Consider the following 24393-nt stretch of genomic DNA (forward strand, 5'->3'; position numbering starts at 1 on the left):
CCGCAGAATGATAAAAACGATGCGGAGCAGCCGAAACCGGTTGACCTGCGCACGGATACAGAGAAGGAGCGTGACCATGGGGTATTTTGAGAAAATCTACCGCTCTGACCTGAGCCATCGGGCCAGAGCGGTCTATATGTATCTGAGGGACCGGGCAGACAGCAGCGGGAGCTGCTGGCCCGGGATCAATACCATTGCGGTGGAGCTGGGCTTATCTCGCTCTACCGTCAAGAGGGCGCTGGCTGAACTATGCCGGGAAAAACTGATTGCCAAACTGCCCAGGCAGCGGAGTAACGGAGGATGTACCTCGAATCTCTATCGACTCCTATGACGATAAAAACGGACGCTCCCGCCAAGGGGAGCGTCCGCTTATTTTTAGGACCGGGGACCGGTCCAGAATGGCCCCACAAGAAGGACCCACTCTATAGAGATTAGGACAGAGAAAGAACAGTACAATGTACTATTTCAAAAGTACTTCACTCTACGAAGTGAAGTCTTCAGCGACAACAGAGTGTCGGAAATAATTTTAATCTCATCCAGACTACAGTCTGCGACCAAGTCAGTCAACCAGTTTTGACGATTTTCATGTGCCTCCTTAACATCGATACAAAGCAGTTCATCGGCGGAACATCCCAGAGTATTGATGATTCCGACCAGGACCTGAAGGCTTGGTATGCTGTTTCCGGTTTCTATGTGACTGATATGAGTAATGCCTACACCAACTGATTCTGCCAGCTCCTCTTGGGTCATTTTTCGCTCCTTGCGCATAACTCTGATTTTTCCGCCGATCGTCTTATAGTCCAACATACAACCAAGAACTCCTATCGCTTTTCCTTGTATTGTAAGTGCAATTTCTCTATGTTATAATGACCTAAAAGTGCAATAGACTTTTAAAGCCATATATCAGAATAATTTTTCTGTCAGGATCGTCATGCTCACATTCTTCCATTGGAATATGGAAAGTCACAGAGAACAGGACGTTGGCGAGGACCTCTGTAACCAAATAAATTACCATTAGGCCACGCAATGCATAAGCCGGCCAAAGAGTTTCGGTTTAAATAAATAGACTATAAGTGCAATCCATGACTCAGATAATAATTCAAGGATATGACTCAAAATAGTGAGCGTATGTAAATGGAAGTACGCAAGCACCATATGGAGGAACCGATGAAAATATATCCACCAGGAAAATACAACGGAAAAATAACTGCCGAGCAGTTTTTATTCTATGAAATTCGTATCGCATCCAAATATTATCTCGCTGGTACTTCCGTGGAGGATGCCATCAAAGAGATCCGAGAGAACAATCTCTTCCAGTACCCGACGGAGCGACTGGTGGCGCGGATGGTACGGAGCTGCTATATCCGAATGGATGCTTTGGCCGACGGGCAGCTTCGACAGGAGCTCGCGGAGGCCCCTGTCCAAATTGCAAAACAGGTCAATCTCTATGCCATGATGCGATATAACCGGATTGTTTGGGACTTTATGGTCAATGTGATCGGGGAGAAGTTCCGGAATCAGGATTTTGACTTTTCCCGAAAGGACTTGAATGTATTCTTCTCTGGCTTGCAGGAGCAGAGCGACGATGTGGCTGGCTGGAGTGAATCGACGGTCAACAAGATCAAGCAGGTGCTGACAAAACTGCTGGTCGAGGTTGAGATCCTCGACACGGTCAGAGCAGTGCGCCTGAACCCGCTGTTTATCAGCGAGGAGCTCGAGCAGGGAATTCGTAGAAATCATGACTTTGAAGCGCTCGCAGCGTTCAACTGCATTCCATAGGAGGACCCGCCATGAGTGAGATTAAGCAGGAATTAGATCAGATCCGGGATAGAATCTCTGACCCGAATTTTCTTGCCAACAAAGGCCTGAGCAATGAGGTTGGTATCCATGTATTCTGTTATGACCCGGCGGAGGAGATCATCGTTCGGGACTTTATAACCCGCTTACAGGCAGAGAGCGGAACTCCCTACCACATCAAGGAATGTGATCTCTATGAGATTTTTTTGAAGCTGTTGGAGGACAAGCGTGTTTTGAAATCTGTGGAGGGATTGGAAGAAAAGCGGGGAAGGGACTATCTGCTAAAGCAGCTTCAGAAAATTTCAACTCCAGAGGCTCTTCTGGAATACATGAAGTATGAACCCCATGAATATGGCGATGTTCTGTTCCTCACGGGTATTGGTAAGATTTACCCCTTCATGCGATCCCATAAGATGCTGGATAGTATGCAGCACTTATTTGAAGACATTCCAGTCGTGATGTTTTATCCCGGTTCCTTCAACGGACAGGATCTGGGGTTGTTTGGCAAGTTTCTGGATGGACATTACTACCGCGCGTTTAATTTGTTGTGAGTGGAGGAAGATGGCATGAAAATACAATCTATGTTCCAAAAGGATATCGACCGTGATATCAACGGCGTTGTCAAAGTGTCTCAGGATGATAAGCAGAGCTTAAAGCAGGAACTTAGCGAGTACATTATCACCAAAGAGTTGCGCCGCCATTTTGCAACATTTTTTGATCATTATGTGAAAACTATTGATAACCCAACCGATAAAGTCGGAGTCTGGATCTCCGGCTTCTTCGGGAGTGGTAAGTCTCACTTTTTGAAGATGCTCTCCTACCTGCTTTCAAACAAGGAAGTGGATGGGCAGTGTGCCTTTGACTACTTTGCAGACAAGTTCGACGACCCGATGATGTATGCAACCGTGCAGAAGTGCATCCGTATCCCAACGGAGTCCATTCTGTTCAATATCGACATTGAGGGGCCTATCAATAAAGATAAGACTGCTGTCCTTCGCGTGTTTGCCAAGGTGTTTTATAACCATTGCGGCTTTTATGGAGAAGATCTCAAAGTCGCAAAGCTGGAGCGGTTCATTGACAAGCAGGGCAAAACAGATGCCTTCCGCACCGCTTTCAAGGAAGTCAACGGGGATGAGTGGGTCAATGCCCGTGATTCTGCGGCGTTCTTCGAAGATGATGTGGTCCAGGCGCTCCAGTCCGTCCTGGGTATGAGCGAAACTGCGGCGCGCAACTGGTTCAACGGCGAAGAGAACGCTGATATGAGCATCAAACAGTTGGTGTCAGAGATCAAAGAGTATGTGGACAGTAAAGATGGAGATTTCCGTCTTCTGTTTTGCGTGGACGAGGTGGGCCAGTACATCGGAGATGACGGCGACCTCATGATGAATCTGCAATCTCTGGTCGAAGAGATCGGCGACAAGTGCCGGGGCAAGGTCTGGGTTATGGTCACCAGCCAGGAAGCCATCGACTCTGTCGTAAAAATCACCGGCAATGACTTTTCCAAGATTCAGGGCCGCTTCAATACCCGCTTGAGCCTTTCCTCTTCCTCTGTGGACGAGGTGATCAAAAAGCGTGTTCTGGCCAAGAATGAGGATGCCGACCACCTCCTGCAAATGGAATATGAAAAGGAAGCGTCCGGGCTGAAGAGCTTGTTTGCCTTTGACAATCCCATTCTGGACATCAAGGGTTTCACCAGCGCGACAGAGTTCAGTGAGACTTTCCCCTTTGTACCCTACCAGTTCATCATCATCCAAAAGGTCCTGGCAGAGATCCGGAAGCATGGCAACTCCGGTAAGCATCTGTCCGGCGGCGAACGCTCCATGCTGTCCGGCTTCCAGGAGGCGGCACAGAAGATCGAGGAGAAGGACGAGAACGCTCTGGTGCCCTTCTATCAGTTCTACGATACGGTACATACCTTCCTGGAAAGCGCCATCCGCCGTGTCATCGACCGCTGCCAGAATGCAGCCGATGCCCATGACGGCCTGGAGCAGCAGGATGTGAATGTCCTGAAGCTACTCTACCTGATCCGCTATATCGAGGATGTGAAGGCCAACATCGAAAACATTGCCATTTTGATGATCGACGACATCCACACAGATAAGATCGCTCTTCGAGCCTCCATCACCGCTTCTCTGGAGCGCCTTCTCTCCCAGAACTACATCTCCCGCAACGGTGATACCTACGCCTTCCTGACCGACGAGGAGCAGGATGTAGCCATCGACATCAAGAACACCCCAGTGGACAGTGCCCAGATTGTCCAGAGCATATCTCAGACCGTTTACGGCGAGATATATCCGGCCAAGAAGTACAAATACGGTAAGTACGATTTTGATTACGACCAGTATGTGGACGAGACGCTGAACGGCGCATCCACCGGTGGGATGTGCCTGCGCATCGTGACGGTGGCAAGTGACCTCTATGGTGCCGGAGAGCAGCGGCTGGTCATGGACTCCCAGGTCAACAACGAAGCCATCGTGGTGCTTTCGTCTGAAACGCCCTACTTCGATGAACTGGAGCAGGCCATGAAGATCCGTAAGTATGTCAAGCAGCGGAATGTTTCCCAGATGCCGGAGAGCATCCAGCGCATCATCCGGGACCGCAATGACGAAGCGCGGAAACTGGAAAGTCATGCCCGCAGTCTAATTGAAAAGGCCATTTTGGACGGCAAGGTCTATGTTCACGGTGAGGTATTGACCCAGAAATTCGGCTCTGCAAAGGACAAGCTGGATAGCGCCATGAAGAGCCTGGTGGAGAGCGTCTATTCCAAGCTGAACATGGTAAACCAGTTTGTAGACAGCGACGCCGACATCCTCGCCATCCTCAACGGGGCCTATGAAGAAGTTGGCTTCACTGGTATGGGGGCCAACAACGAGGACGCTCTCAATGAAATCAGTCAGTGGCTGGAGCTACAGAACCAGAAGATGCTCAAAACCTCCATGGGCGATGTGCAGCGCCGTTACCACGCCATCCCCTATGGCTGGAAGGAGATCGACATCGCTGCGCTGATCGCCCGCCTGATTGTTCAGCAGAAGATCCAGATCAACTATGGCGGTGCAGTCGTGGGCAGAGAGGAACGCCGGCTGGTGGACTTCCTGCGCAAGAGAACGGAGATTGACAAGGCCCTTGTGACTCGGCGCATCGCCCCCTCCGAGGACCTGATCCGCAAGAGCGTCAGTTTCCTGCGGGACTACCTGGGCGCAATGGACATCCCCTCTGACGAGGATGGGCTGATCCGTTTTGTGCTGGACACTTTCGAGACGAAGCGCGCCCACTATCAGAAGCTCCTGGATGACTACTATGCCAAGGGACGCTACCCCGAAAAGGAAACTGTCACCACGGCCCACGGCCTGATGAGCGATGTCCTCAGCCAGCGCAAGGACAATGTGGCCTTGCTCAAGCGGATGGTGCAGCTTCAGGACGATCTACTGGATTCCTCCGAGGATATGGAGGGCGTGGAGATGTTCTTCAAGGCCCAGCGTGCGGTCTTTGACGACGCCCGGCAGCGTCTGGCCGACATCTCCAAGGAGCGGGACTATTTTGCCACTGATGCCGACACGCTGGGGGTCATCACCACCATCTCCACTATCCTTGCCATGCCTAAGCCCTACGCCCGGATTGGGGAACTGCCGGAGCTGCTCCAGAAGGTCAAGACCGCCTATGATAGTTTGCTGGATGTAAAACGGGATGATGTGGCCGAGATCATCCGCCAGTGTATGCAGGATGTCCACCAGCTTGCCAGCGAGGCCCGGGATGCCGAAACGCTGCTGCGGCAGGCGGATGACCACTTTGCAAATAAGCGGGATACCGCAAAGACCGCATCCTCCCTCACAGAGCTGGACGCCATGACCACTCAGCTCCTCACCTATAAGGACAATGTTTGCCGCCGTATGGAGGTCATGTCTGCCTCTCGCCAGCAGAAGGAGCAGGAGCCCACGCCCACAGCGACCGTCAAGCCTGGTGCTCCCGCGCCCAAGCCGCCCAAAATCATGACCGTGCGCCGGTATGACCTCTGCTCGGTCAAGCGCCTGCAAAACAAGGAGGACATCGACAGGTATGTGGAGTCCATCCGCACCAAACTGTACCAGACGCTGGAAAACTGCGACGGTGTGCAGATCAACTAAAGGAGCGTAAAGAACATGAGTAAAGCAAAGATACAGAAATTTGCCGTAGACGGACATAAACTCCTTTACAATCAGATCGCCCAGCGGGCCTATCAGTTTGGTGTGGAGGAGCATGACCACGGCGATCCCAATGCCGTTGAGGTCCATGGGCATATTCTGTCCGCTCTCGAAAAGACCCAGCGGGCAGCCCTGATCCAGGAAATTGAAGAACACGGCTACCAGCAGACTATCGAACGTGTCACCTATATCTGGTTCAACCGCATCGTGGCTCTGCGCTTTATGGAGGTCAACAACTATCTGCCTTCACACATCCGCGTATTCACGGACGCCAGCGGTGCCTTCAAGCCAGAGATCTTGAATGATGTACTTCATCTTGAGATGGAAGGTTTGGATAAAGCGCAGGTCGCAGAATACATTGAAAGCAATGATAGAGAGGGGCTTTATCGTTATCTGCTTCTGACACAATGTGCAGAGTTGAAAACAGCTTTACCGGACATTTTTGTGTTCAGCCAGCGTGAGCAAGACTATACAGAACTTCTTTTCCCGAATAACGGACTGTCTGGAGATGGTTTTATTGCCAAGATGATTGACGAAACGGATGAGACAGAGGACTGGCAGGATGCTATTCAGACCATTGGCTGGCTGTATCAATATTACAATGACGAGCGGAAAAACGAGGTCATCAACATCTATAAGGGTACGGTCAAGAAAGAGGACATCCCCGCCGCCACTCAGCTGTTCACCACAGACTGGGTCGTTCGCTACATGGTGGACAATTCTCTCGGCCGCTATTGGATCGAGCGTCACCCGGAGAGCAAGTTGGCTGAAAAGCTGGAGTTCCTTGTGACCACGAAGGATGGGCAGATCTCGCACATCGACGAGTTCGTAAAGCCGGAGGATGTCAAATTCCTGGACCCCTGTATGGGCAGTGGTCACATCCTTGTCTATGCCTTTGATGTTTTGATGGAGATCTACAAGGAGAGCGGCTATACCGAGCGGGATGCCGCTTCCAAGATCGTTCAGAACAACCTCTTCGGTCTGGACATTGACGACCGTGCCTCCCAGCTTGCCTACTTTGCGGTGATGATGAAGGCGCGAAATTACGACCGCCGTTTTCTCAGCCGCGGCATCGTGCCCAATGTGTTTGCAATTCAGGAGAGCAACGAAATGGGGCCTGTCGTGGTCGATGATCTGACCACCGACGAGCAGATGAATGAGATCAGCCGGTATCTTGTTGATTTATTTCAGGATGCCAAAGAGCTGGGTTCCATCCTCACCGTAGAACCCAGAGACTACGACGGCTATATTGCATATCTGGACAACTGCGGCGAAGAGGGTCAGCTTGATCTGAATGCCTCTGAATGGCTGACTAAGACCCGCCCCATGCTGAAAGCACTGGCACAGCAGGCAAAGGTCTTGTCTGGGAAGTATCCCGTCGTCTGCACGAATCCGCCCTATCTGAACAAGATGGAGGGTGCGCTGAAAAAGACGGTGACGCGGGACTATAAGGACTATTCCGGCGACCTGTTCAGCGTCTTTGCCTACCGCAACCTGATGTTCTGTGAACAGGACGGCTACTGCGGCTATATGACTCCCTTTGTCTGGATGTTTATCAAGACCTATGAGAAACTGCGGGAATTCATCATCCAGAACAAGAGCATCACCACGCTGGTTCAGATGGAATATTCCGCCTTTGAGGAGGCCACCGTGCCCATCTGCTCCTTTGGGCTGAAAAACGGCAGGACGAACGATAAGGGCCTGTACTTCAAACTGTCTGAGTTCAGGGGCGGTATGGAGGTTCAGAAGCAGAAGGTACTGGAGGCACTGGAGAATAAAGATTGTGGGTATTTCTACGAAGCCGACCAGTCCAACTTCTCCAAAATCCCCGGCTCCCCGGTGGCGTATTGGCTTAGCGATGCATTTCTTAGGGTATTTGAACAGGGAACCTTGCTTGGAGACTTGGCTGACGCAAAACAGGGTGTTGCCACTGCGGATAATAATCGCTTTCTACGCCGCTGGCATGAAGTGTCCATTAAGAAAACGAGTTTCAAAACTCGCTCCCATGAAGAAGCTGCCACTGCAAGCGAAAAGTGGTTTCCGTATAACAAGGGCGGAGAATTTAGAAAGTGGTATGGCAATAACGAATTTTTAGTGAATTGGGCGCATGATGGCATTGAACTTAAAAACTTTAAGGGAGCTGTTTTGCGGAACCCAACCTACTATTTTAGAGAATGTTTCAGCTGGTCTTTGATTTCATCAAGTGTTGCGGCTTTCAGATATAAACCTATTGGCCAAATCTTTGATGTAGCTGGAATGAGCTGTTTTTCTAATGCAGAACAGTTAAAGTTCTTTTTAGCCCTTTGCAATTCGAAAGTGGTAATGAAAATATTAGAAGTAATTGCTCCAACGATTAACTATCAGTGCGGAGATATTGCCAATATACCCGTTCTACATACAAATCAGACAGAAACTATTGATAATCTAGCACAAGAAAATATTGATAATAGCCGTTTGGATTGGGATTCCTATGAAACCTCGTGGGATTTCAAGCGGAATCCGCTGGTGTGAGGTGAGTACATGAAAAGAAATAAGCTGAGTTGGTTAAAAATCATCTTATTTGCAGTTATGGCACTTATACTTGCGATTTTGTTAATTAAAGTGATTGATTATTTATTTCAAAAGCCCGGGAATACAGTTACTGCTATTGACACCCTTTCTTCTGGAGAAGTGTTGACTTATTTAGGTGGAATACTTGCTGCAATTGCTACAGGAATTTTAAGTTATCTAGTTTACAAAATCGAAGCAAGAACCGCCGAAGTTGAAAGAGAACATGCATTTCCCTTCTTAGAGTTATTAAATTTCAACGAAGATCCCATCGCCTATGCTCCTGCATCTAATTGCAGTATTAGTTTGAATGAAGTTGAGGACAAAGAATTTTCTGTCGCAGATCCGGAAACAGGTGTTTTTTTGCCTGCTATTTTGGTTGCAAACAAGAATACACCTCTTGGAAATCGCGTAATCCCACGACAATATATTTTTGAGTTTAGATATACTGGGGAAATCCGATGTAAGGAGATTCAATTAAATCAAATCAGCTTTTTTAATAAAAGCGATGAGGAAGTACTGCATCGTGAAATAAACTATAAATATCCGGTGATATTGGCAAACAAGGATACAGTCCGCTTTTATCTTTATTATGTATCAAACACTCCAGAAGAAATAACAAACGGAAAAATTATTCTTAGTTATTGCATGACAACTTTAGCAGGAACTACACAAGAATATGAAGTGGAATTGGAAAAGAAAAAGATTCCATTGAATATTCAAACAAGCGAAATCAAAAGAAAAGGGAACGCAGAGGTTCTAAAGAAAAAGGTATATTTGAAAGAACCGAGGTGTGATTGATGGGACAACTAATCTCCGACAAATTTACCGCCTGGCAAGCGGAATGTGAGGCCCGCTTCCAGCAGCTCAAAGCCAACGAAGAAGAACTCAACCGCATCTTCATCGACATCTATGGCTTGCAGGACGAGCTGACCCCCGATGTGGCCGACAAGGATGTGACCGTCCACCGGGTGTTCGACAGCAAGGACGATGTGCCCGAATCCATGAAAGGCAGCAACTATGTCCGCACCATGCGGGATGAGATCGTGTCCCTCATCTCCTACGCCGTTGGCTGTATGTTTGGCCGCTACTCCCTGGATGTGGAGGGGCTGGCCTACGCCGGCGGCGAGTGGGACGCCGACAAGTACAAGACCATCCTCCCGGACAGCGACAACATCATCCCCATCTGCGACGATGAGTATTTCGACGATGACATCGTGGGGCGCTTTGTGGACTTCGTCCGCAAGGTCTACGGCGAGGACACGCTGGAGGAAAACCTGAAATTCGTGGCCGACGCTCTGGGCGGCAAGGGCACCCCTCGAGAGGTGATCCGGGCCTACTTCCTGAACGATTTCTACGCCGACCACCTGAAAACCTATCAGAAGCGGCCCATCTACTGGCTCTTTGACAGCGGCAAGAAGAACGGCTTCAAGGCCCTCATCTATATGCACCGCTACCAGCGGGATCTGCTGGCCCGTCTGCGCACCGACTATGTCCATGAGCAGCAGGAGCGCTACCGTACCCAGCTTGCCCAGCTGAGCGACGCCATCGACCACGCTGCCGCCTCCGAGCGGGTGAAGCTGAACAAGCTGCAAAAGAAGTTCCAGGATCAGGCGGCGGAGCTGCAAAAGTACGAGGAGAAGATCCACCACCTGGCCGACCAGAACATCGAGATCGATCTGGACGACGGTGTCAAGCACAACTACGCCCTCTTTGCCGAAGTCCTGGCCAAGATCAAGTAAGGGAGACACGCACCATGCCAAACGAGCGCATACAATTTAATCTGACGGAGCGCTTTGCAGCCCCCTTGCCGGAGTTCTACCGCCGCCGTATCGTCTTTTGGAAGGACGAGGACCGGGAGTTTGAGCAGGACATTGACGAGCTGGCGCTGGACGGCGTCAAGATCGTCAAGCTGACTGGGAGCAACAATTTCGCCGTAAAAAAGCTGCTGCTCCACGACGATCTGGACAGCAACTACCTTATCTACTGTCCGATTCCATACGCAGACGAGCAGGAGGACTGGCTCCAGGACATCGAGTATTACAGCGAGGTGTTCCGGGCAGACTTCATCTCCATGCAGATGGAGGAACTGAACATCGAACCCTCGGCCCCCATGCGGAAAACGGTCAAGCTCTACGCAAAATTCCTGGAGAGCAAGGAACGCCGTCAGAAGCTCCGCAGGATTGGACGTGACTACCAGACGCCCCTCCAACTCCACATCGACATCATGACAGTTCTGGCTGGGTTGAGCGAGGGCACAGCCCAGGACGTGATCATCGCGGTCCTCTCTGCTGGGCTGGATAAGGAAAACAACGGCGTTTTGCAGAATATCTGCAAGTTTGGCAGCATCGGGGCCTTTTGGCAGTTGGTGCGGAAGTATACCGGCTACATCGAGGAGGAGGACAAGCCTCTGGGCTGTTTTGCCGCCCATGTGCTGCTGACCGCCCTCTCTCAGACCATGAATCCCTCTGTCCTCAAAGGATTGGAGCGGTTCATCTCAGAGACCAATAAGGCGTACTGTTATAGTCTCGTCCACGAGTGGCGGGCCGGAGAGAACAGCGAAGCCCTGTATGATCTCTGCCGCACAGTGGAAAACGAGCTGCAGCTCCCGGCCCGCTTTGATAAGTTTGAGCCGGAGACGCTGCTCACCGGGGACATTTTCCCCTGCATCAACGAGAGCATTCTGAAGCAGTTTTTCCGGGAAATCGCCGACCATGTAGTGAAAGTAGAGCTGATCATGAAGGTCTGCGAGAACCGCCGGACTGCCGGGTGGTATGAACGGTTTTCGGACTATTATGATTGCCTGTTCTTCATCGGCAAGATGCAGACCTTCTACCAGGAGCACGGTGGCGGGTTCCATATCGTTGAGCCGAAAAAGATCTGGGCGCTCTATACCGGTGAACTGTACCGGATGGACGGCTATTACCGGCATTTCCATTATGCATTTGGGAACTCTCTCAGAAACTCCAACGATGCCTTGGAGGACGGCCTGAAACACTCCACCGAATTCGTGGAGTCCCTCTATCAGAATTGGTTCCTGCGGGAACTGACCGCCTGCTGGACCAATGCGGCGGCGGAGGATCTTGCGGCTCTTGGCTATGTCTCTGAGATCGAAAAGCAGCGGGATTTTTACCGGAGAAAGGTTTCGTCTGGGAATGGCAAAAACGGTCGCGTGTTCGTGGTCATCTCGGATGCGCTGCGGTATGAGGTGGCGGCGGAACTGTCCGAGCGCATCGTGCGCACCACAAAGGGCACCGTGGACTTGGGGACGATGCAGGCCGTCTTCCCCTCCATCACCAAGTTCGGCATGGCAGCGCTCCTTCCGGGGAAAAGCATTTCTGTGGATGAGGATATGGCTGTCCTGGTGGATGGGAAGCAGACCCGTTCAACGGCGGATCGCAGCGTCATATTGAACACCGCTACGAAGAATAGCGTTGCCATCCAGTACAACGACCTTCTGAATATGAAAAAGGATGCGCGCCGGGAGCTGGTCGCCGGGAAAGAGGTCATCTACATCTATCACAATGCCATTGACGCCATTGGAGACAAGGCCCCTACGGAATCTAAGGTGTTTGAAGCCTGTGAAACGGCGATCCAGGAGCTGTCCAACATCCTCCGCATTATCGTCAACGAACTGAGTGGCACGAATGTTTTTATCACGGCGGATCATGGGTTCCTCTATACCTATCAGCCGCTGGACGAAAGCAATAAGATTGACCGCAAGGCATTTTCGGGCGGTGTTCTGGAGCTGGGACGGCGCTATGCGCTGACGGAGCCGGAGACGACTGCCGATTTTCTGCTGCCGGTCCACTTGGAGCATGAACTGGATGGAGCAGTCATCAAGGGCTATGCCCCCAAGGATACGATCCGCATGAAGGTCCAGGGCGGCGGAGAGAACTATGTCCACGGCGGCATCAGCCTGCAGGAGCTGGTGGTGCCGGTCATCGCCTTCAAAAACCTGCGTGCGACCAACAAGAACTATGTCGAGGTCAAAAACGCGGAGCTGAAGCTGCTCAGCGAGAGCCGGAAGATATCCAACCTGATCTTCTCGCTGGAATTCCACCAGCGGCAGCCGGTCGGAGATAAGATCCAACCCTGTACATATTCGATTTACATGACCGATGACGAGGGCGTGGCGGTCAGCGATCGGCAAACAATCATTGCGGATAAGAGCAGCGACAATGCCGCAGACCGGATCTTCCGCGTCAGGTTCAACCTGAAGGCTGGGGTATACGATAAAAAGAAGGTCTACCGTCTGGTGATCGCAAACGATATTGAGGTGGAGGAGATCGAGTTCCACATCGATATCGCTTTTGCTGATGATTTTGGCTTTGACCTTTGAGGTGAGGAAGATGGACAAGCAAATAATCGACGGGGAGTCCGTTGATAAAAATGCCGTAATTGACCAAAAGCTTCGTCAGTTCTTTGACGGAAAAATCGTCCGCAAAGACCTGACGAAGAAAATCAAAGAGGGAGCCAATGTGCCGGTCTATGTTCTGGAGTTCCTGCTGGGCCAGTATTGCAGCTCAGATGACCCGGAGGTAGTGGAGAGCGGTGTTGAAAATGTCAAGCGGATTTTGGCGGATAACTACGTCCGCCCGGATGAGGCCCAGAAAATCCTCTCCATGCTTCGGCAACGTGGGCTACACACGGTCATTGACAAGATTACGGTCAATCTCAATATGAAGAAGGATACCTATGAGGCGGAGTTTTCTAACCTTGGTATCAAGAACATCCCGATCTCAGAGGACTATCCTGCCAAGTTCGACCGATTGCTCTGCGGCGGTATCTGGTGTATCGTACAGCTTGAATACGAGTTTATGGAGGAGGAGAAAAATGCCTCTCCGATCCACATCCGGAAACTGACTCCTATTCAGATGCCCCATGTAGACATAGGAGAATTGAAAAATGCCCGGAAGCACTTCACCCAGGAGGAGTGGGTGGAGATCATGCTCCGCTCCTGTGGCTATGAGCCGGACAGCCTGAACGAGCGGGAGCGCTGGCTGCTGCTGGCCCGTATGCTTCCCCTGGTGGAAAACAACTTCAATCTCTGCGAGTTGGGGCCGAGAAGTACAGGAAAGTCTCACATCTACAAGGAGATCTCGCCCAACAGCATTCTGGTTTCTGGAGGTCAGACCACGGTGGCCAACCTGTTTTATAATATGGGCCGGAAGACCGTAGGGTTGGTGGGCCTGTGGGACTGTGTCGCCTTCGATGAGGTCGCGGGGATCAATTTCAAGGACAAAGACGGCATCCAAATTATGAAGGACTATATGGCGTCCGGCTCCTTCGCCCGCGGCAAGGAGGAGAAAGCCGCATCCGCCTCCATGGTCTTTGTTGGTAACATCAATCAGAGCGTGGATGTGGTGCTGAAAACCTCCAATCTGTTCGACCCGTTCCCGCCTGAGATGGGGACGGATACCGCGTTCCTTGACCGGATGCACTGCTACATCCCCGGCTGGGAGATCCCGAAGTTCCGGCCGGAGCACTTCACCAATGACTACGGTTTCATTACCGACTATCTGGCAGAATTTATTCGGGAGCTTCGCAAAGAGCAGTATGGCGACGCACTGGACCGATATTTCCGCCTTGGCAAAAACCTTAACCAGCGCGATACCATAGCTGTCCGTAAGATCGTAGGCGGCATGATAAAGCTGCTGTACCCGGACGGTGTGTTCACAAAGGAGCAGCTGGAAGAAATCCTGAAGTTCGCGCTGGAGATGCGCCGCCGAGTCAAGGAGCAACTCAAAAAGCTAGGCGGTATGGAGTTCTACGATGTCAACTTCTCCTTCATCGACAACGACACCTTTGAGGAACAGTTCGTTTCCGTCCCGGAGCAGGGTGGCGGAAAGCTGATCCCAGAGGGGATGTGCAATCCGGGCCAGGTCTATACCGTTTCACAAGGGAAAGGCGGTATGATTGGAGTGTTCCGTCTGGAGTCCCAGATGCTTCCCGGCAGTGGTAAGTTTGAGCGGACCGGGCTTGGTTCCGATGGAAAATGTAAGGAAGCTGCGAATACTGCACTCAGCTATCTGAAAGCAAATGGAAACCGGATCAGCAGTTCTATCAGCACGACAACCAAGGATTACATTATCAACTATCAGGACCTGCAGGGGCTTGGTATGACAGAAAAGCTGGCGCTGCCTACCCTGATTGCGCTGTGCTCCATTGCCCTTGGCAAGCCGACGATGAGCAGCCTGGCGGTTCTGGGCGAGATCAGCATTGCAGGCACGATGCTCAAGGTAGATGAGTTGGCGAATACCCTTCAGGTCTGCGTGGACAGTGGCGCGAAAAAGGTCCTGCTGCCAATCACCTCGGCGGTAGATCTGGGGGCGGTTCCGGCTGATCTGATTGGCTGCTTCAATCTGATTTTTTATCAGAGTGCTGAGGATGCTGTGTTCAAGGCGCTGGGGGTTGAGTAAACTCCAGTATATTTATTTCTAAGTGTGAGGAGGGGGTATGTGATGCGTTGTCCATGGTGTGGAAGTGGCCCGGTGATGATTCGTGGGGATTGGTGGGAGTGCGGCTGGTGCGGTGACAGTGGCAGGTTGAAACGTTCCGCTGAACCAGAAAAAATCGAGATGACTCTCTCATTCTCCATCGTTTATCATGTAGACCTGCCGGAAACCTGGGGAAATATGAAATCTGCACTGGAGATATTGGCTCCCGGAAGGGATGACATACTGCTCCCATTGTTAGGTAAGGTATTGCTGCATGAGATTTCTGCTGGCATCCAGCATCATAGCCTCCCTTCGGAACACAAAAAATTACAGGAACTGGAACATTTTCTGAAAGAAACACTTGATTTGAGATTGGATGCTCCGGCAAGTTTTATAGTACAAACAATCCAGAGCTACCTTCTGTATCAGCAAGAAGCTGAACTTTCGGAGCAATCCTGCGGAAAGTTTTGGAAAGAACTCATTTCCTATCTTACATCAGACCAATATCATAACGGCGAACCGGATGGGCTTTTTGATCTCCTACACGAACTCTCCTCCGCCTATTCCTATTTCGGCGCTATCAGCGGAGAAGAACTTGCAACCGCGCAGGAGCGTAGATTTGTGCTGAATGACGCGTTTTACCTCCACTGGCAGGAGAACGTGCTGCTTCATCCTGATGTGGCACGGGCAAAACAGCTTTTGGCACAAGGGGAATTTCTGGACAACGAGGATATCTGTCGAGATATTTTGGTAACAGAATTTCCGGAAGAAATGACGAACTATACCCTTGAAGAGTTGGATGACCACTGTTGGGATGATATCTTAGATGATGTATTTGAGCGGGATGCATCCAAGGCAATTCGAATGTGGCGCACTTTGCTGGACACCGCTTCCTCTCGCCTGTATGCTGATCCCGAAACAGCAAAACGGTTACTTTACGATTGGAGCGTACTGGATTTTCCCTCTTCCCAGGTTGCTGAGTCTTTTTTGACAGCTCTGGAAGATGAGACGTTCGTCGAGCAGATGTTTCAAAGTGCCGATGTGGGGAACTTACAGCGAGATCTTCTGACTGTTTGCCGAAACTTCAATCGGATCGAATTGGGCCAGCACTGCCTTGAACTGGTGCTGAAAAATCCATATCTCAATGGTGCATGGGAGCAGCGGCTGAAGAAGGCGCTGACACCTTATGTAAGGCCTCCCAAGCCACAAGGCCCATCCCAGTCCATTCATATTCCCTCCGTAGGGGATATTCCTGATGATGGGACTGTATTCCATTACTGTACTGTTAGGATACAAGGTGTCCGGCGGGTCTACTCCTACCTGACTGGAGATTTGCCTTTGAAGGTTGGAGACTGGGTAGAAGTCCCCTTCGGAAAGGAGAATCAGCCCAGGCGCGGACAGGTCGGGTCCATAACAGATTGTACTCGACTGGTGGCTCCCTGGCCTCCAGAGCAGACCAAACCAGTACTACGTATCGTAGAGTCACTGCCTGCGCCGGAGGGAAAAATAGACAGGACCACAGCTGTAGTTTCTACCATTGCCTCAGAAGCAAATTTCACATCTGTACAGAAACCCGAAGTAACGCTGAAATCAGATAATGCTTCAGGAAAGGAAACTATATCAGATCCAGAAGTTGTTCTGGAGTCAGGATTTGTGCTGGAGGAGAATCCAATTCCTGTGTCAGCAATATTTTCCTCTACTTCGGAATCAATTCAAGAGAAACCATCTCCTGCTTTGGAAGAGGCAGTCCAAGATAAGTCGGGAATAGAAGTCTCCCTCCCCGACATTGATACCGTTGCCCCTCAAAAACGAAAATTACCTTGGAAGTTCGTTTTTGCGGGACTGGCAATGTTCATTGCCGTGGCAGGTGGTGCGTTTGCTTACCATGGATGGAATCTCCACTACCGTCAGGCCGAGCAATCCATTTTGGATGACAATCTTTCTGAAGCCACCAAAGAGTTGGAGGAGGTCCCTTCATTCTTCCGGTCTCAAAAGCAGTTAGTTCGCTATATGGAGTTGTGCGAACTGGCTCAAAGCGGGACGGAGAAAAATTACAAAACCGCGTTAGACGGCATTCAGAATATTCTCAGCAACAGCAACGAGACATTGAGGTCAACCATACAAGCGAAATATGATATCATCGCCCAGCAGTATCACGATCAACTTTATCAGACTGCCCTTTCCCATTTGCAGGAAAAGCAGTTTGACCAAGCGCAGGAATATCTGCGACAGGTATCTAAATCCCCATATGCCAACGAATTACTGTGTTATGCGCAGGCCGGTTCGAGAGTCCCACTCAGTAAGACATCAGCACAGTTAAGCAGTATCATGGGGCTACTGGATCAGATCCCAGCAGATTATGTCGGCCCCTTTGCAGAGGAAATTCCCGTTCTTCGCTCAGAAGTCGCGAACTTGATTACGGAGGCCACCGCCCGTGAAAAAGCTGAGGAGGCCGAACGGGCTCGCCGTGCAGAGGAAGCTCGAAAGGCAGAGGAAGCACGAATCGCAGCACTGAAAGCGACCGGGCTTCCCTATGTCGGTATGCCTGAGACAGATATCCATACGACCCGACAGTTGGGAAAAGCCGGATATTCCGGAACGAGCAGCGACTACAAGCAGGACGCTGCCGGGAAGTATTATCGAGATACATGGAATGTCTATGCATGGTATGACACCAGCGGTAATATAGTATTTGAAGCGGAGTGTCGGAGCGGAAAAGTATTTCAAATCAATCGGTATGGAGATTCTGCCTGGAATGGTGACAAGCTACAGGTGAAGTTGGGTCCCTTCCGTCCCCAGACCTTCAATTCTGGTATCGCAGATGATGAGTACTCTGGGGATACCGGCCCAGGCAGTGGTCACAGCCTGCGAGATGACTATGGCTCCCCTGAAGATCTCTATGAGGAAGACGGAACCTATTCAGATCTGGACGAGGCCATCGATGAATGGGAAGAAGGTTGGTAAACCTTCACTTATTTGCATATCACCTACAACACAAATACAAAATGGGGCACCTATCTATTATAGGTGCCCCTTTTTGTCTAGACAATCTAGACTAATTCAGCGGATATGTTCTTGATAGGTTTCTACTGAGGCATGAAAAATCCCCCCTTTCTACTTTGATTATGAGAAAGGGTGGCAACACTTTTTTAGACCTTTGGCAGAGAGTAACTTCAAATCTGCTCCTTCACTGTATCCAGATAGGCGAGCAGGTCCTCCTTTTCCAGCGGCTCACAGTGACTGAGGATGCAGAACCGGCAGTCGGTCCCCCGGATCATGTCCATCAGCCTCCCCAGCTTGTCCTGGTCCATATAGCCGCCGCAAAAGAAATCCTCGCTGGTGGAGTCCCCCAGAAACAACACCCCCTCCTGGGGGATGTGGACGCAGACCGTGTCCTCGGAATGGGGGGCCGCCGTGTGGAACAGGCGGGCCGTGACGCCGCCTAAGTCCAGGGTCAGTTCCTGCTCAAACTCCATATCGGCGAGGACCACCGTCACCTGCTCCTGCTCCCCATACTCCCGGCGGAAGTGGACGTCCTCCTGCTTCAGGCCGCGGAGATAGGCAGGGTCCTTCGCCAGCTCCCGCTGCTGGGCCAAAAACTGGTTGGTCCGCCTGTGGGCAATGCTGATGCTCTCCAACGCGTGCATCCCAAAGGTGTGGTCATAGTGCCAGTGGGTGATGGCGGTGAACGTGGGGCGGGTAAGGCCCCCTTCCTCCAGCGCCGCATAAAAGTCCCCCACGTGCCCTGCGGAGTATCCGGCGTCGATGGCCAGCGTCAATTTGTCTCCCCGGACATAGGCCAGCATGGGCCGGTCCACCTCCGGGTCGTGGGGCAGATAGCAGATGCGCTCTGTCAGTTGGATCAGTCCCATTTCCGGTCCCACCTTTCCGGCAACAATTCGTTCAGCGTGACCGCTTTCCCATCGGCCACCAGGATGATGGTCTCCCCGTTGCGGGCGTCGACCTGGGAGATCAGCTCCCGGCACCGCCCGCAGGGCGGCAGGATACTGCCGTCCTCATAGACGGCGACGATCTTTCGGATCTGGGTCTCGCCGTGCTTGAGCATCTCGGCAATGGCGGCCTGCTCCGCGCACAGGCCGATGGAGCAGGGCACGTCGATACAAATACCGGTAAAGACCGCCCCGCTTGCCGTTTCCAAAGCGCAAGCCACATGGCCGGCTTCACCGTTTTTCTTTAACTTCATAGGTTTAATGGTGTTCCGTGCAATCGTATATAAATCGTTCATAATACCCCCGATTTATTCTAAGCTATTTTTCAAAACGCCGCCGTGATAGCAGATGTATTGGCAGCTGTTATATTGGAGCAGCTGGTTGAGGGACTGTTCTGCCGCTGCTGGATCAAGACAATACTCTGGGTTTGCAATAGCCAGTTTCTCCCCTTCGATGACCGCGGCATCCCCGGTGATCATATACGCATTATCCGCTGCGCGGATGGATATGTGTCCCGGTGTATGCCCAGCCGTTTCTAAGATCTCGCAGCCGCCACCCCAATCAAACTGTTCCCCGGGGAACAGCGGTGCATCGACCAGCACGAGCCTCAGATGCCTGTATCGGTCGCAAAACTGCTGACCAAAGGCCTTTTGCTCTTCTGGAAGCTTATCCTGAAGAGCTTCGCCCTGCTGAAGCCTAAGGTTTTTGCATGCACCAGAAATATAAGGGGCTTCGGCATGGGAAGCGCTGATCTTAATGGAGGGATAGGCTTCCTTCAGTTCTGCGGCAGCCCCCATGTGGTCGTCATCCTGATGGGTCAAAACCAGCCTCGTCAGGGCCTCCGGCTGAATGTTATGAATGCGAAGCTGTGCTTCCAAAAGTTCCAGTGAGCCGGGATACCCGCAATCGACCAGAACGACCTCTTCCTGCCCAAACAGGACGACTGGGAACAGATGCTGCTCCATGCCGCCAAAATCATAGCTAAGATCAAGTATTTCAAACCTTCTACTCATGATAATCTCCTCTTCAAGTTCTATTATCCGCTTAGTTCGTTTGGATGATTATATCATAAAATTGTCAAACTGGTATTTATCGTTCCTTTATCATCACATAATTTGCAAGAAAAATTCTTTTCATTCTACCTATTGTTCTTTCATGATCTTACCTTTCTAGACCATACTGTCCCTTTATCAGGACTAAATCAAGGGAGGTGGAGGTAGTCACAACCGGCATTGGGTGTGATGGCAATCATCCGATCTGTGGAACTGCTGAGTTCGACTTCCGTTCCAAGGATATTTAATAGAACGCCCAAAGCATCATGAAGGCCGCTCTGCTCACTCAAATTATGTGCAGCAGCGTAGCCTGGCTGATCACGCCAAATTGCATTCATAAGGGCAGCGAGATCAACCATTCCGGACTTCACCCACTCCTCTCTGAGATAGACAAGTTCAAAGATAACGAGGCAGAAGTACGGCTCTTCGAAGAACAGGTATCCGAGTGTTTCGCTAATGTTATGTGCTATATCATAATCTGTTTGGAGGCCAGCCGCCGTCAGTGCATCGGATAGGTCAGACTCCCAAATGGGGTAGCAAACCGCCATAAGCCTGTTGCCCTGGTCGGTTTCCAACAGGAATATCCCATTATCAATGGTTTGATACCGAGTCATATACCCTTTGGGTGTCATTGTGGGAGCCGGATAGTATCCAAAATAGTGCGGATACTGCTCCATTCCATAGAAGGCCATATTGTGAAGGTCTCCCATGTGCTCCAACTTTTCACCGTTCGTTACACGATAGCACGCAAGTTCATACGCTATGATTGGAAATCCGCCATCCTTCTTGTCATAGGGAAATAGCAGGAACTGTGGAATTTCAGGCAGTGCATCACCGTATTTCTTTGCTGCATCAGAAATGATTGTAGACGAGCGATCCACAACATAAAATTCGTCTGTGAGCAATCGATCTGGGTGCATCCTCACTATGATGCTATAAACACCAGGTGCTTCAACTTCAACGAATTTTACCTCATAGAAAAAATCCTCTAACTCTTTGGGCAAGCCCTCGGGCCAAGTAGTATTATCTCTTTCTATCATAGCAACCATAACCAGCCGCCAGATACTTGGCATCTGCTGGTCCTCCTTCGCTTGTGTTTATCGTTAAAATTATACGAAATAAGTGATTAAAGAGCAACGATGAATCAAAGTATAATTTATGTTAAACGCAACTATAGGGAGTGCCAGGCATGAAGGATATTCTTACAGCAATCACCGAACTGAGAGAACAGCGAAACTGGACTGAATATCAGCTGGCTGAGCGCTCCGGTTTACCACAGTCTACAATCTCTTCGTGGTTTCGGAAGGGTATGATCCCCACCGTGCCATCCCTAGAGAAGGTATGCGCGGCTTTTGGAATCACACTCTCTCAACTTTTTGCAGAGGGAAATGAACCTGTTGCTTTAACAGCCGATCAACAGAAGTTGTTGGAGCGTTGGACCCGACTCACACCTGAGCAGCAAGAGGTAGTTTTCGCTCTCATTGATAAAATGTAGAGTGGAACTGGAAGTTTCACTATCATTCTATTAGTTATATAGTCCAACTTCAAGACAGAGTTTGAGAAAGAATAAAAAAGAGCCCTGTGCCAGTCATCTCGGCACAGGGCTCTCATCATAATTGCTCAGTTCTCGTGGAGTTCTTCTGTAATCAACGCATTCATCAAGCGCAGCACTTTTTCCTGTTGGCGCTTGCTGAGTTCCTGGTATTTATCACTTACCTCAGCAAAGAAAGCGGATTCTCCAGGGCACGAAACTTCCAGCACATCCGCAAGAAGGGAGTTTGCATCCGTCCCCAGAGCATTTGCAATACTGATTAACGTTTCAAGCTTGGGATTCTTTGCACCACATTCAATCATACTTAGGTACTTGGGGGTCAAATCAACCATCTGGGCTAAATCCGCCTGTGATAGGTGACGCTTCTTGCGCGCGGTCTGAATCTGCATTCCAATTTTTTTCGCATCATATTCGACCATATCGCTGCGCCTCCTATCAGATAGAGTATCCATCTTATAGGAGTATATACTGGACTAACCTTTTGATAAATCCACCAAAAGGCAGACCATCTAACTAACAGGCAGATTTATGATAAAGAAAAAGTTATATATAAATCTTAAGGTAAATGAATATGGATGCATCGCATGGTATCTGTCATTCTTGCCATTCTTACCTTCCTTTGGACCATAGAAATTACCACTGGCTGAACAACGCAGTAGCAGTATGAGCTCTAGGCTATCTCTTACTTTTCTAACCTTTTATGGTATGATAGGGTAACATTTTGTGGAGGCGAACGCTATGGAACAGGTATTCAATAACCGTTTTGCGCAAATTATGGAGTTGCTCCAGCAACAGAACTTCTCCCTATCCATATCATCAAAATCTGGTTTTTGGAATGTTGAACGAAACGGCCAGTATATTTGCCAAATCAGTGAGGAACGCCTTGTTTGGGATGACCGCGTGAACGCTAATAAAACGGTACAGGAGGACTTTGGGAAAGTGCTCCAAGTTCTGGAGAGTGTTTGAGACGATCTAGGGGAATGAATTTCCCCCAAAGGAACATATTCTGTACCAATATTTATTGATGCCGACTATTGGCTACAACACTAGACGGAAGGCTCGACAGGTTTCTATCAAGGTGATCTCGTCTTGAAAAGTTCACTGCTGATATCAAGAATGTCTTCAAAGTGAATACATGCCCCATCACATAGACGGAGCATATGCTCCACATTATCAATTCGTTTAATTTGTCCTTGCAATGTATGGTAGCGTCCGCCTTCTTTATAATCGTCCGGAATAAAGTAGGTGATTTCGACCGGAGGGTAATTTTGAAGTTCTTCTTGGAGCCAGTTCATTCTATCGTTCAGCCGAGCCTGCATTTCCTCGGTCAGTTCAATTTTTCTATCTGTAAGCCTGGCAGTTTCCTTGATGGCAGCATCATAACCAGTCAGGGCAGCAAATGGGGAAAACTGAGCCGCACGGTCCATCATAGACATTCTGGGATGCCGCTCTGAGACATGATGCGGTAAATGGATGATGTCTTCATACATGATCTATTTCCTCCATCGCGGCCTTAAGCTCTATGACCACCAATCTGGTCGTTGCGATCTTTAGCGGTCGCACCTTCCTCCAAGTTCATGCCCTTCAGTATGGCATTCTTGCCGTATTTCCGCTTGATGGCAAGCATGGTCTCCTGCATTTTACGCTCGCGGGCCAGTTCTGCTTCTTCCTGCTCTTGTTTGACCCTCTGTGCAGTATAGTCACCGAATAGGTCGAGTTGCTCGAAGCCTGAATCATGCTTTTTTGCATCATCCTCTGGTATGACATGGCCGGCAACGATGTTGAGGCGTCGGATCAGGAGATTGGGGTCTACGAGCCGATCAAACAATGCCATAGCAGCACCCATGACCTTCTTTGTGGAAGATGTGTGAGTTTCGAGCCGCTCTGTTCCATGTGCGTGCTTAGGAATTCTTCTTCCATAATGATCACTGACAACTGGGCCATTGTAACGGGAGGCCCGCTCAGGATCTGTGAGATTTTCTATGTCATAGCCTACTGTGACAACCACCTGATCAGCAACGAGGCCCTTGCTGACGAGATCCAGGGCCAGCGACTCTGCCATTTCCCTCAGAACCAGCCGTGCTTTATCAGCAGTATATGGGCAGTGAAGCACCTGCCCAGAGCCCAAACTGTTTTCACTGGGCCTATAAGCCTTGACCGCCTCTACTGTGCAGGGTTCCCAGCCCCATGCATGATCGATCAGGAGCTCTGCATTTTTCCCGAAAAGTCGATAGAGTAGGTCTTCGTTTTCATGGGAACACTTTGCTACATCCCCCATAGTAAACATTCCATACTCTTCAAGTTTTTTTGCATATCCACGCCCGACATGCCAAAAATCGGTGATTGGTTGGTGGGTCCAGAGCTGGCGCCGGAAGCTCATCTCATCCAGTTCTGCGATTCGAACACCATTCTTATCCGCGGGGATATGTTTTGCTACGATATCCATAGCAACCTTACAGAGAAATAAGTTGGTGCCAATGCCAGCGGTGGCAGTGATCCCTGTCGTCTCTAGTACATCCAGAATCATTTTCATAGCCAGATCACGAGGAGATAAACGATAGGTATCCAGATAATTTGTTACATCCATGAACACCTCATCGATGGAGTAAACGATGATATCCTCTGGTGCAATATATTTGAGGTAAATCTCGTAGATTCGCGTACTATATTCCATGTAGTACGCCATCCGTGGGGGCGCAATCAGGTAATCGATCTCCAGTGATGGATCAGCCTTTAGCTCAGAGAGAAAACAGGATCTTCCAGTGAAGCAATGCCCAGGCGCATCATATAGACGACCTCTGTTTGCTTCGCGCACTTGTTGTACGACTTCGAATAATCTTGCGCGTCCCGAAATGCCGTAGGATTTAAGAGATGGAG

At 50.2% G+C, this 24393-nt stretch carries 19 protein-coding genes and 1 pseudogene; 12 read left to right on the forward strand and 8 right to left on the reverse strand.

Annotation, left to right across the window (positions count from 1 at the left end):
- Positions 1–76 precede the first annotated feature (76 nt).
- Entirely contained in the window at positions 77–331 is a 255-nt protein-coding gene (locus Q0Y09_RS07385) for a helix-turn-helix domain-containing protein (RefSeq protein WP_297719854.1), read from the forward strand.
- A 134-nt stretch (positions 332–465) separates the two neighbouring features.
- Here the strand turns inward: Q0Y09_RS07385 and Q0Y09_RS07390 are convergent, their stop codons facing one another.
- A complete protein-coding gene (locus Q0Y09_RS07390) occupies positions 466–807 on the reverse strand; it encodes a helix-turn-helix transcriptional regulator (protein WP_297719859.1) in 342 nt (113 codons plus the stop codon).
- Between the two features lie 327 nt (positions 808–1134).
- Here Q0Y09_RS07390 and Q0Y09_RS07395 point away from each other — a divergent pair, with 327 nt between their 5' ends.
- From Q0Y09_RS07395 to Q0Y09_RS07435, 9 genes and pseudogenes are all read left to right on the forward strand, one after another.
- Positions 1135–1779, forward strand: coding sequence for a DUF1819 family protein (locus tag Q0Y09_RS07395; RefSeq protein ID WP_297719862.1), 645 nt, complete (start codon positions 1135–1137; stop codon positions 1777–1779).
- 11 nt (positions 1780–1790) lie between these two features.
- Positions 1791–2348 (forward strand): DUF1788 domain-containing protein, encoded by a 558-nt coding sequence (locus Q0Y09_RS07400; protein WP_297719865.1) that lies wholly within the window; start codon positions 1791–1793, stop codon positions 2346–2348.
- A gap of 30 nt (positions 2349–2378) precedes the next feature.
- Positions 2379–5918 (forward strand): BREX system P-loop protein BrxC, encoded by a 3540-nt coding sequence (gene brxC / locus Q0Y09_RS07405; protein ID WP_317380520.1) that lies wholly within the window; start codon positions 2379–2381, stop codon positions 5916–5918.
- A gap of 15 nt (positions 5919–5933) precedes the next feature.
- A complete protein-coding gene (pglX, locus tag Q0Y09_RS07410) occupies positions 5934–8486 on the forward strand; it encodes a BREX-1 system adenine-specific DNA-methyltransferase PglX (RefSeq protein ID WP_297719871.1) in 2553 nt (850 codons plus the stop codon).
- Between the two features lie 9 nt (positions 8487–8495).
- A complete protein-coding gene (locus tag Q0Y09_RS07415) occupies positions 8496–9323 on the forward strand; it encodes a hypothetical protein (RefSeq protein WP_297719874.1) in 828 nt (275 codons plus the stop codon).
- A 47-nt stretch (positions 9324–9370) separates the two neighbouring features.
- Positions 9371–10264: pseudogene (locus Q0Y09_RS07420) on the forward strand (hypothetical protein); the annotation flags it as partial.
- A 14-nt stretch (positions 10265–10278) separates the two neighbouring features.
- Positions 10279–12864: a BREX-1 system phosphatase PglZ type A gene (gene pglZ, locus Q0Y09_RS07425; RefSeq protein ID WP_297719876.1), complete on the forward strand. Its 2586-nt coding sequence runs from the start codon at positions 10279–10281 to the stop codon at positions 12862–12864.
- A 10-nt stretch (positions 12865–12874) separates the two neighbouring features.
- Positions 12875–14944, forward strand: a complete 2070-nt coding sequence (gene brxL / locus Q0Y09_RS07430; RefSeq protein WP_297719879.1) for a protease Lon-related BREX system protein BrxL — start codon at positions 12875–12877, stop codon at positions 14942–14944.
- A gap of 42 nt (positions 14945–14986) precedes the next feature.
- Complete coding sequence (locus tag Q0Y09_RS07435) at positions 14987–17926, forward strand: hypothetical protein (protein WP_297719882.1); 2940 nt, start codon at positions 14987–14989, stop codon at positions 17924–17926.
- 209 nt (positions 17927–18135) lie between these two features.
- On the opposite strand, the gene Q0Y09_RS07440 is transcribed toward Q0Y09_RS07435, so the two are convergent.
- From Q0Y09_RS07440 to Q0Y09_RS07455, 4 genes are all read right to left on the reverse strand, one after another.
- On the reverse strand, positions 18136–18834 hold the full coding sequence (locus Q0Y09_RS07440) for an MBL fold metallo-hydrolase (RefSeq protein WP_297719885.1): 699 nt from the start codon (positions 18832–18834) through the stop codon (positions 18136–18138).
- On the reverse strand, positions 18825–19208 hold the full coding sequence (locus tag Q0Y09_RS07445) for a cytidine deaminase (RefSeq protein WP_297719888.1): 384 nt from the start codon (positions 19206–19208) through the stop codon (positions 18825–18827). The genes Q0Y09_RS07440 and Q0Y09_RS07445 overlap by 10 nt, the downstream gene beginning before the upstream one ends.
- A 12-nt stretch (positions 19209–19220) precedes the next feature.
- Complete coding sequence (locus Q0Y09_RS07450; RefSeq protein ID WP_297719891.1) at positions 19221–19925, reverse strand: MBL fold metallo-hydrolase; 705 nt, start codon at positions 19923–19925, stop codon at positions 19221–19223.
- Positions 19926–20113: 188 nt separating this feature from the next.
- Complete coding sequence (locus Q0Y09_RS07455; protein WP_297719893.1) at positions 20114–21037, reverse strand: hypothetical protein; 924 nt, start codon at positions 21035–21037, stop codon at positions 20114–20116.
- 116 nt (positions 21038–21153) lie between these two features.
- Here Q0Y09_RS07455 and Q0Y09_RS07460 point away from each other — a divergent pair, with 116 nt between their 5' ends.
- The gene (locus tag Q0Y09_RS07460; protein WP_297719895.1) at positions 21154–21459 is read left to right on the forward strand and encodes a helix-turn-helix transcriptional regulator; all 306 of its coding nucleotides are present in this window, start codon (positions 21154–21156) and stop codon (positions 21457–21459) included.
- A 125-nt stretch (positions 21460–21584) separates the two neighbouring features.
- On the opposite strand, the gene Q0Y09_RS07465 is transcribed toward Q0Y09_RS07460, so the two are convergent.
- Positions 21585–21935 (reverse strand): helix-turn-helix domain-containing protein, encoded by a 351-nt coding sequence (locus Q0Y09_RS07465; protein WP_297719897.1) that lies wholly within the window; start codon positions 21933–21935, stop codon positions 21585–21587.
- A 319-nt stretch (positions 21936–22254) separates the two neighbouring features.
- On the opposite strand from Q0Y09_RS07465, the gene Q0Y09_RS07470 reads away from it, so the two are divergent.
- Positions 22255–22482: a hypothetical protein gene (locus Q0Y09_RS07470; RefSeq protein ID WP_297719899.1), complete on the forward strand. Its 228-nt coding sequence runs from the start codon at positions 22255–22257 to the stop codon at positions 22480–22482.
- Between the two features lie 107 nt (positions 22483–22589).
- On the opposite strand, the gene Q0Y09_RS07475 is transcribed toward Q0Y09_RS07470, so the two are convergent.
- The gene (locus tag Q0Y09_RS07475) at positions 22590–23006 is read right to left on the reverse strand and encodes a hypothetical protein (RefSeq protein WP_297719901.1); all 417 of its coding nucleotides are present in this window, start codon (positions 23004–23006) and stop codon (positions 22590–22592) included.
- Between the two features lie 23 nt (positions 23007–23029).
- The coding region (locus tag Q0Y09_RS07480; protein WP_297719903.1) for a DNA methylase at positions 23030–24393 on the reverse strand (1364 nt) is incomplete at its 5' end.

This window comes from Intestinimonas sp., from assembly GCF_026169115.1.
GTDB lineage: Bacteria > Bacillota > Clostridia > Oscillospirales > Oscillospiraceae > Intestinimonas.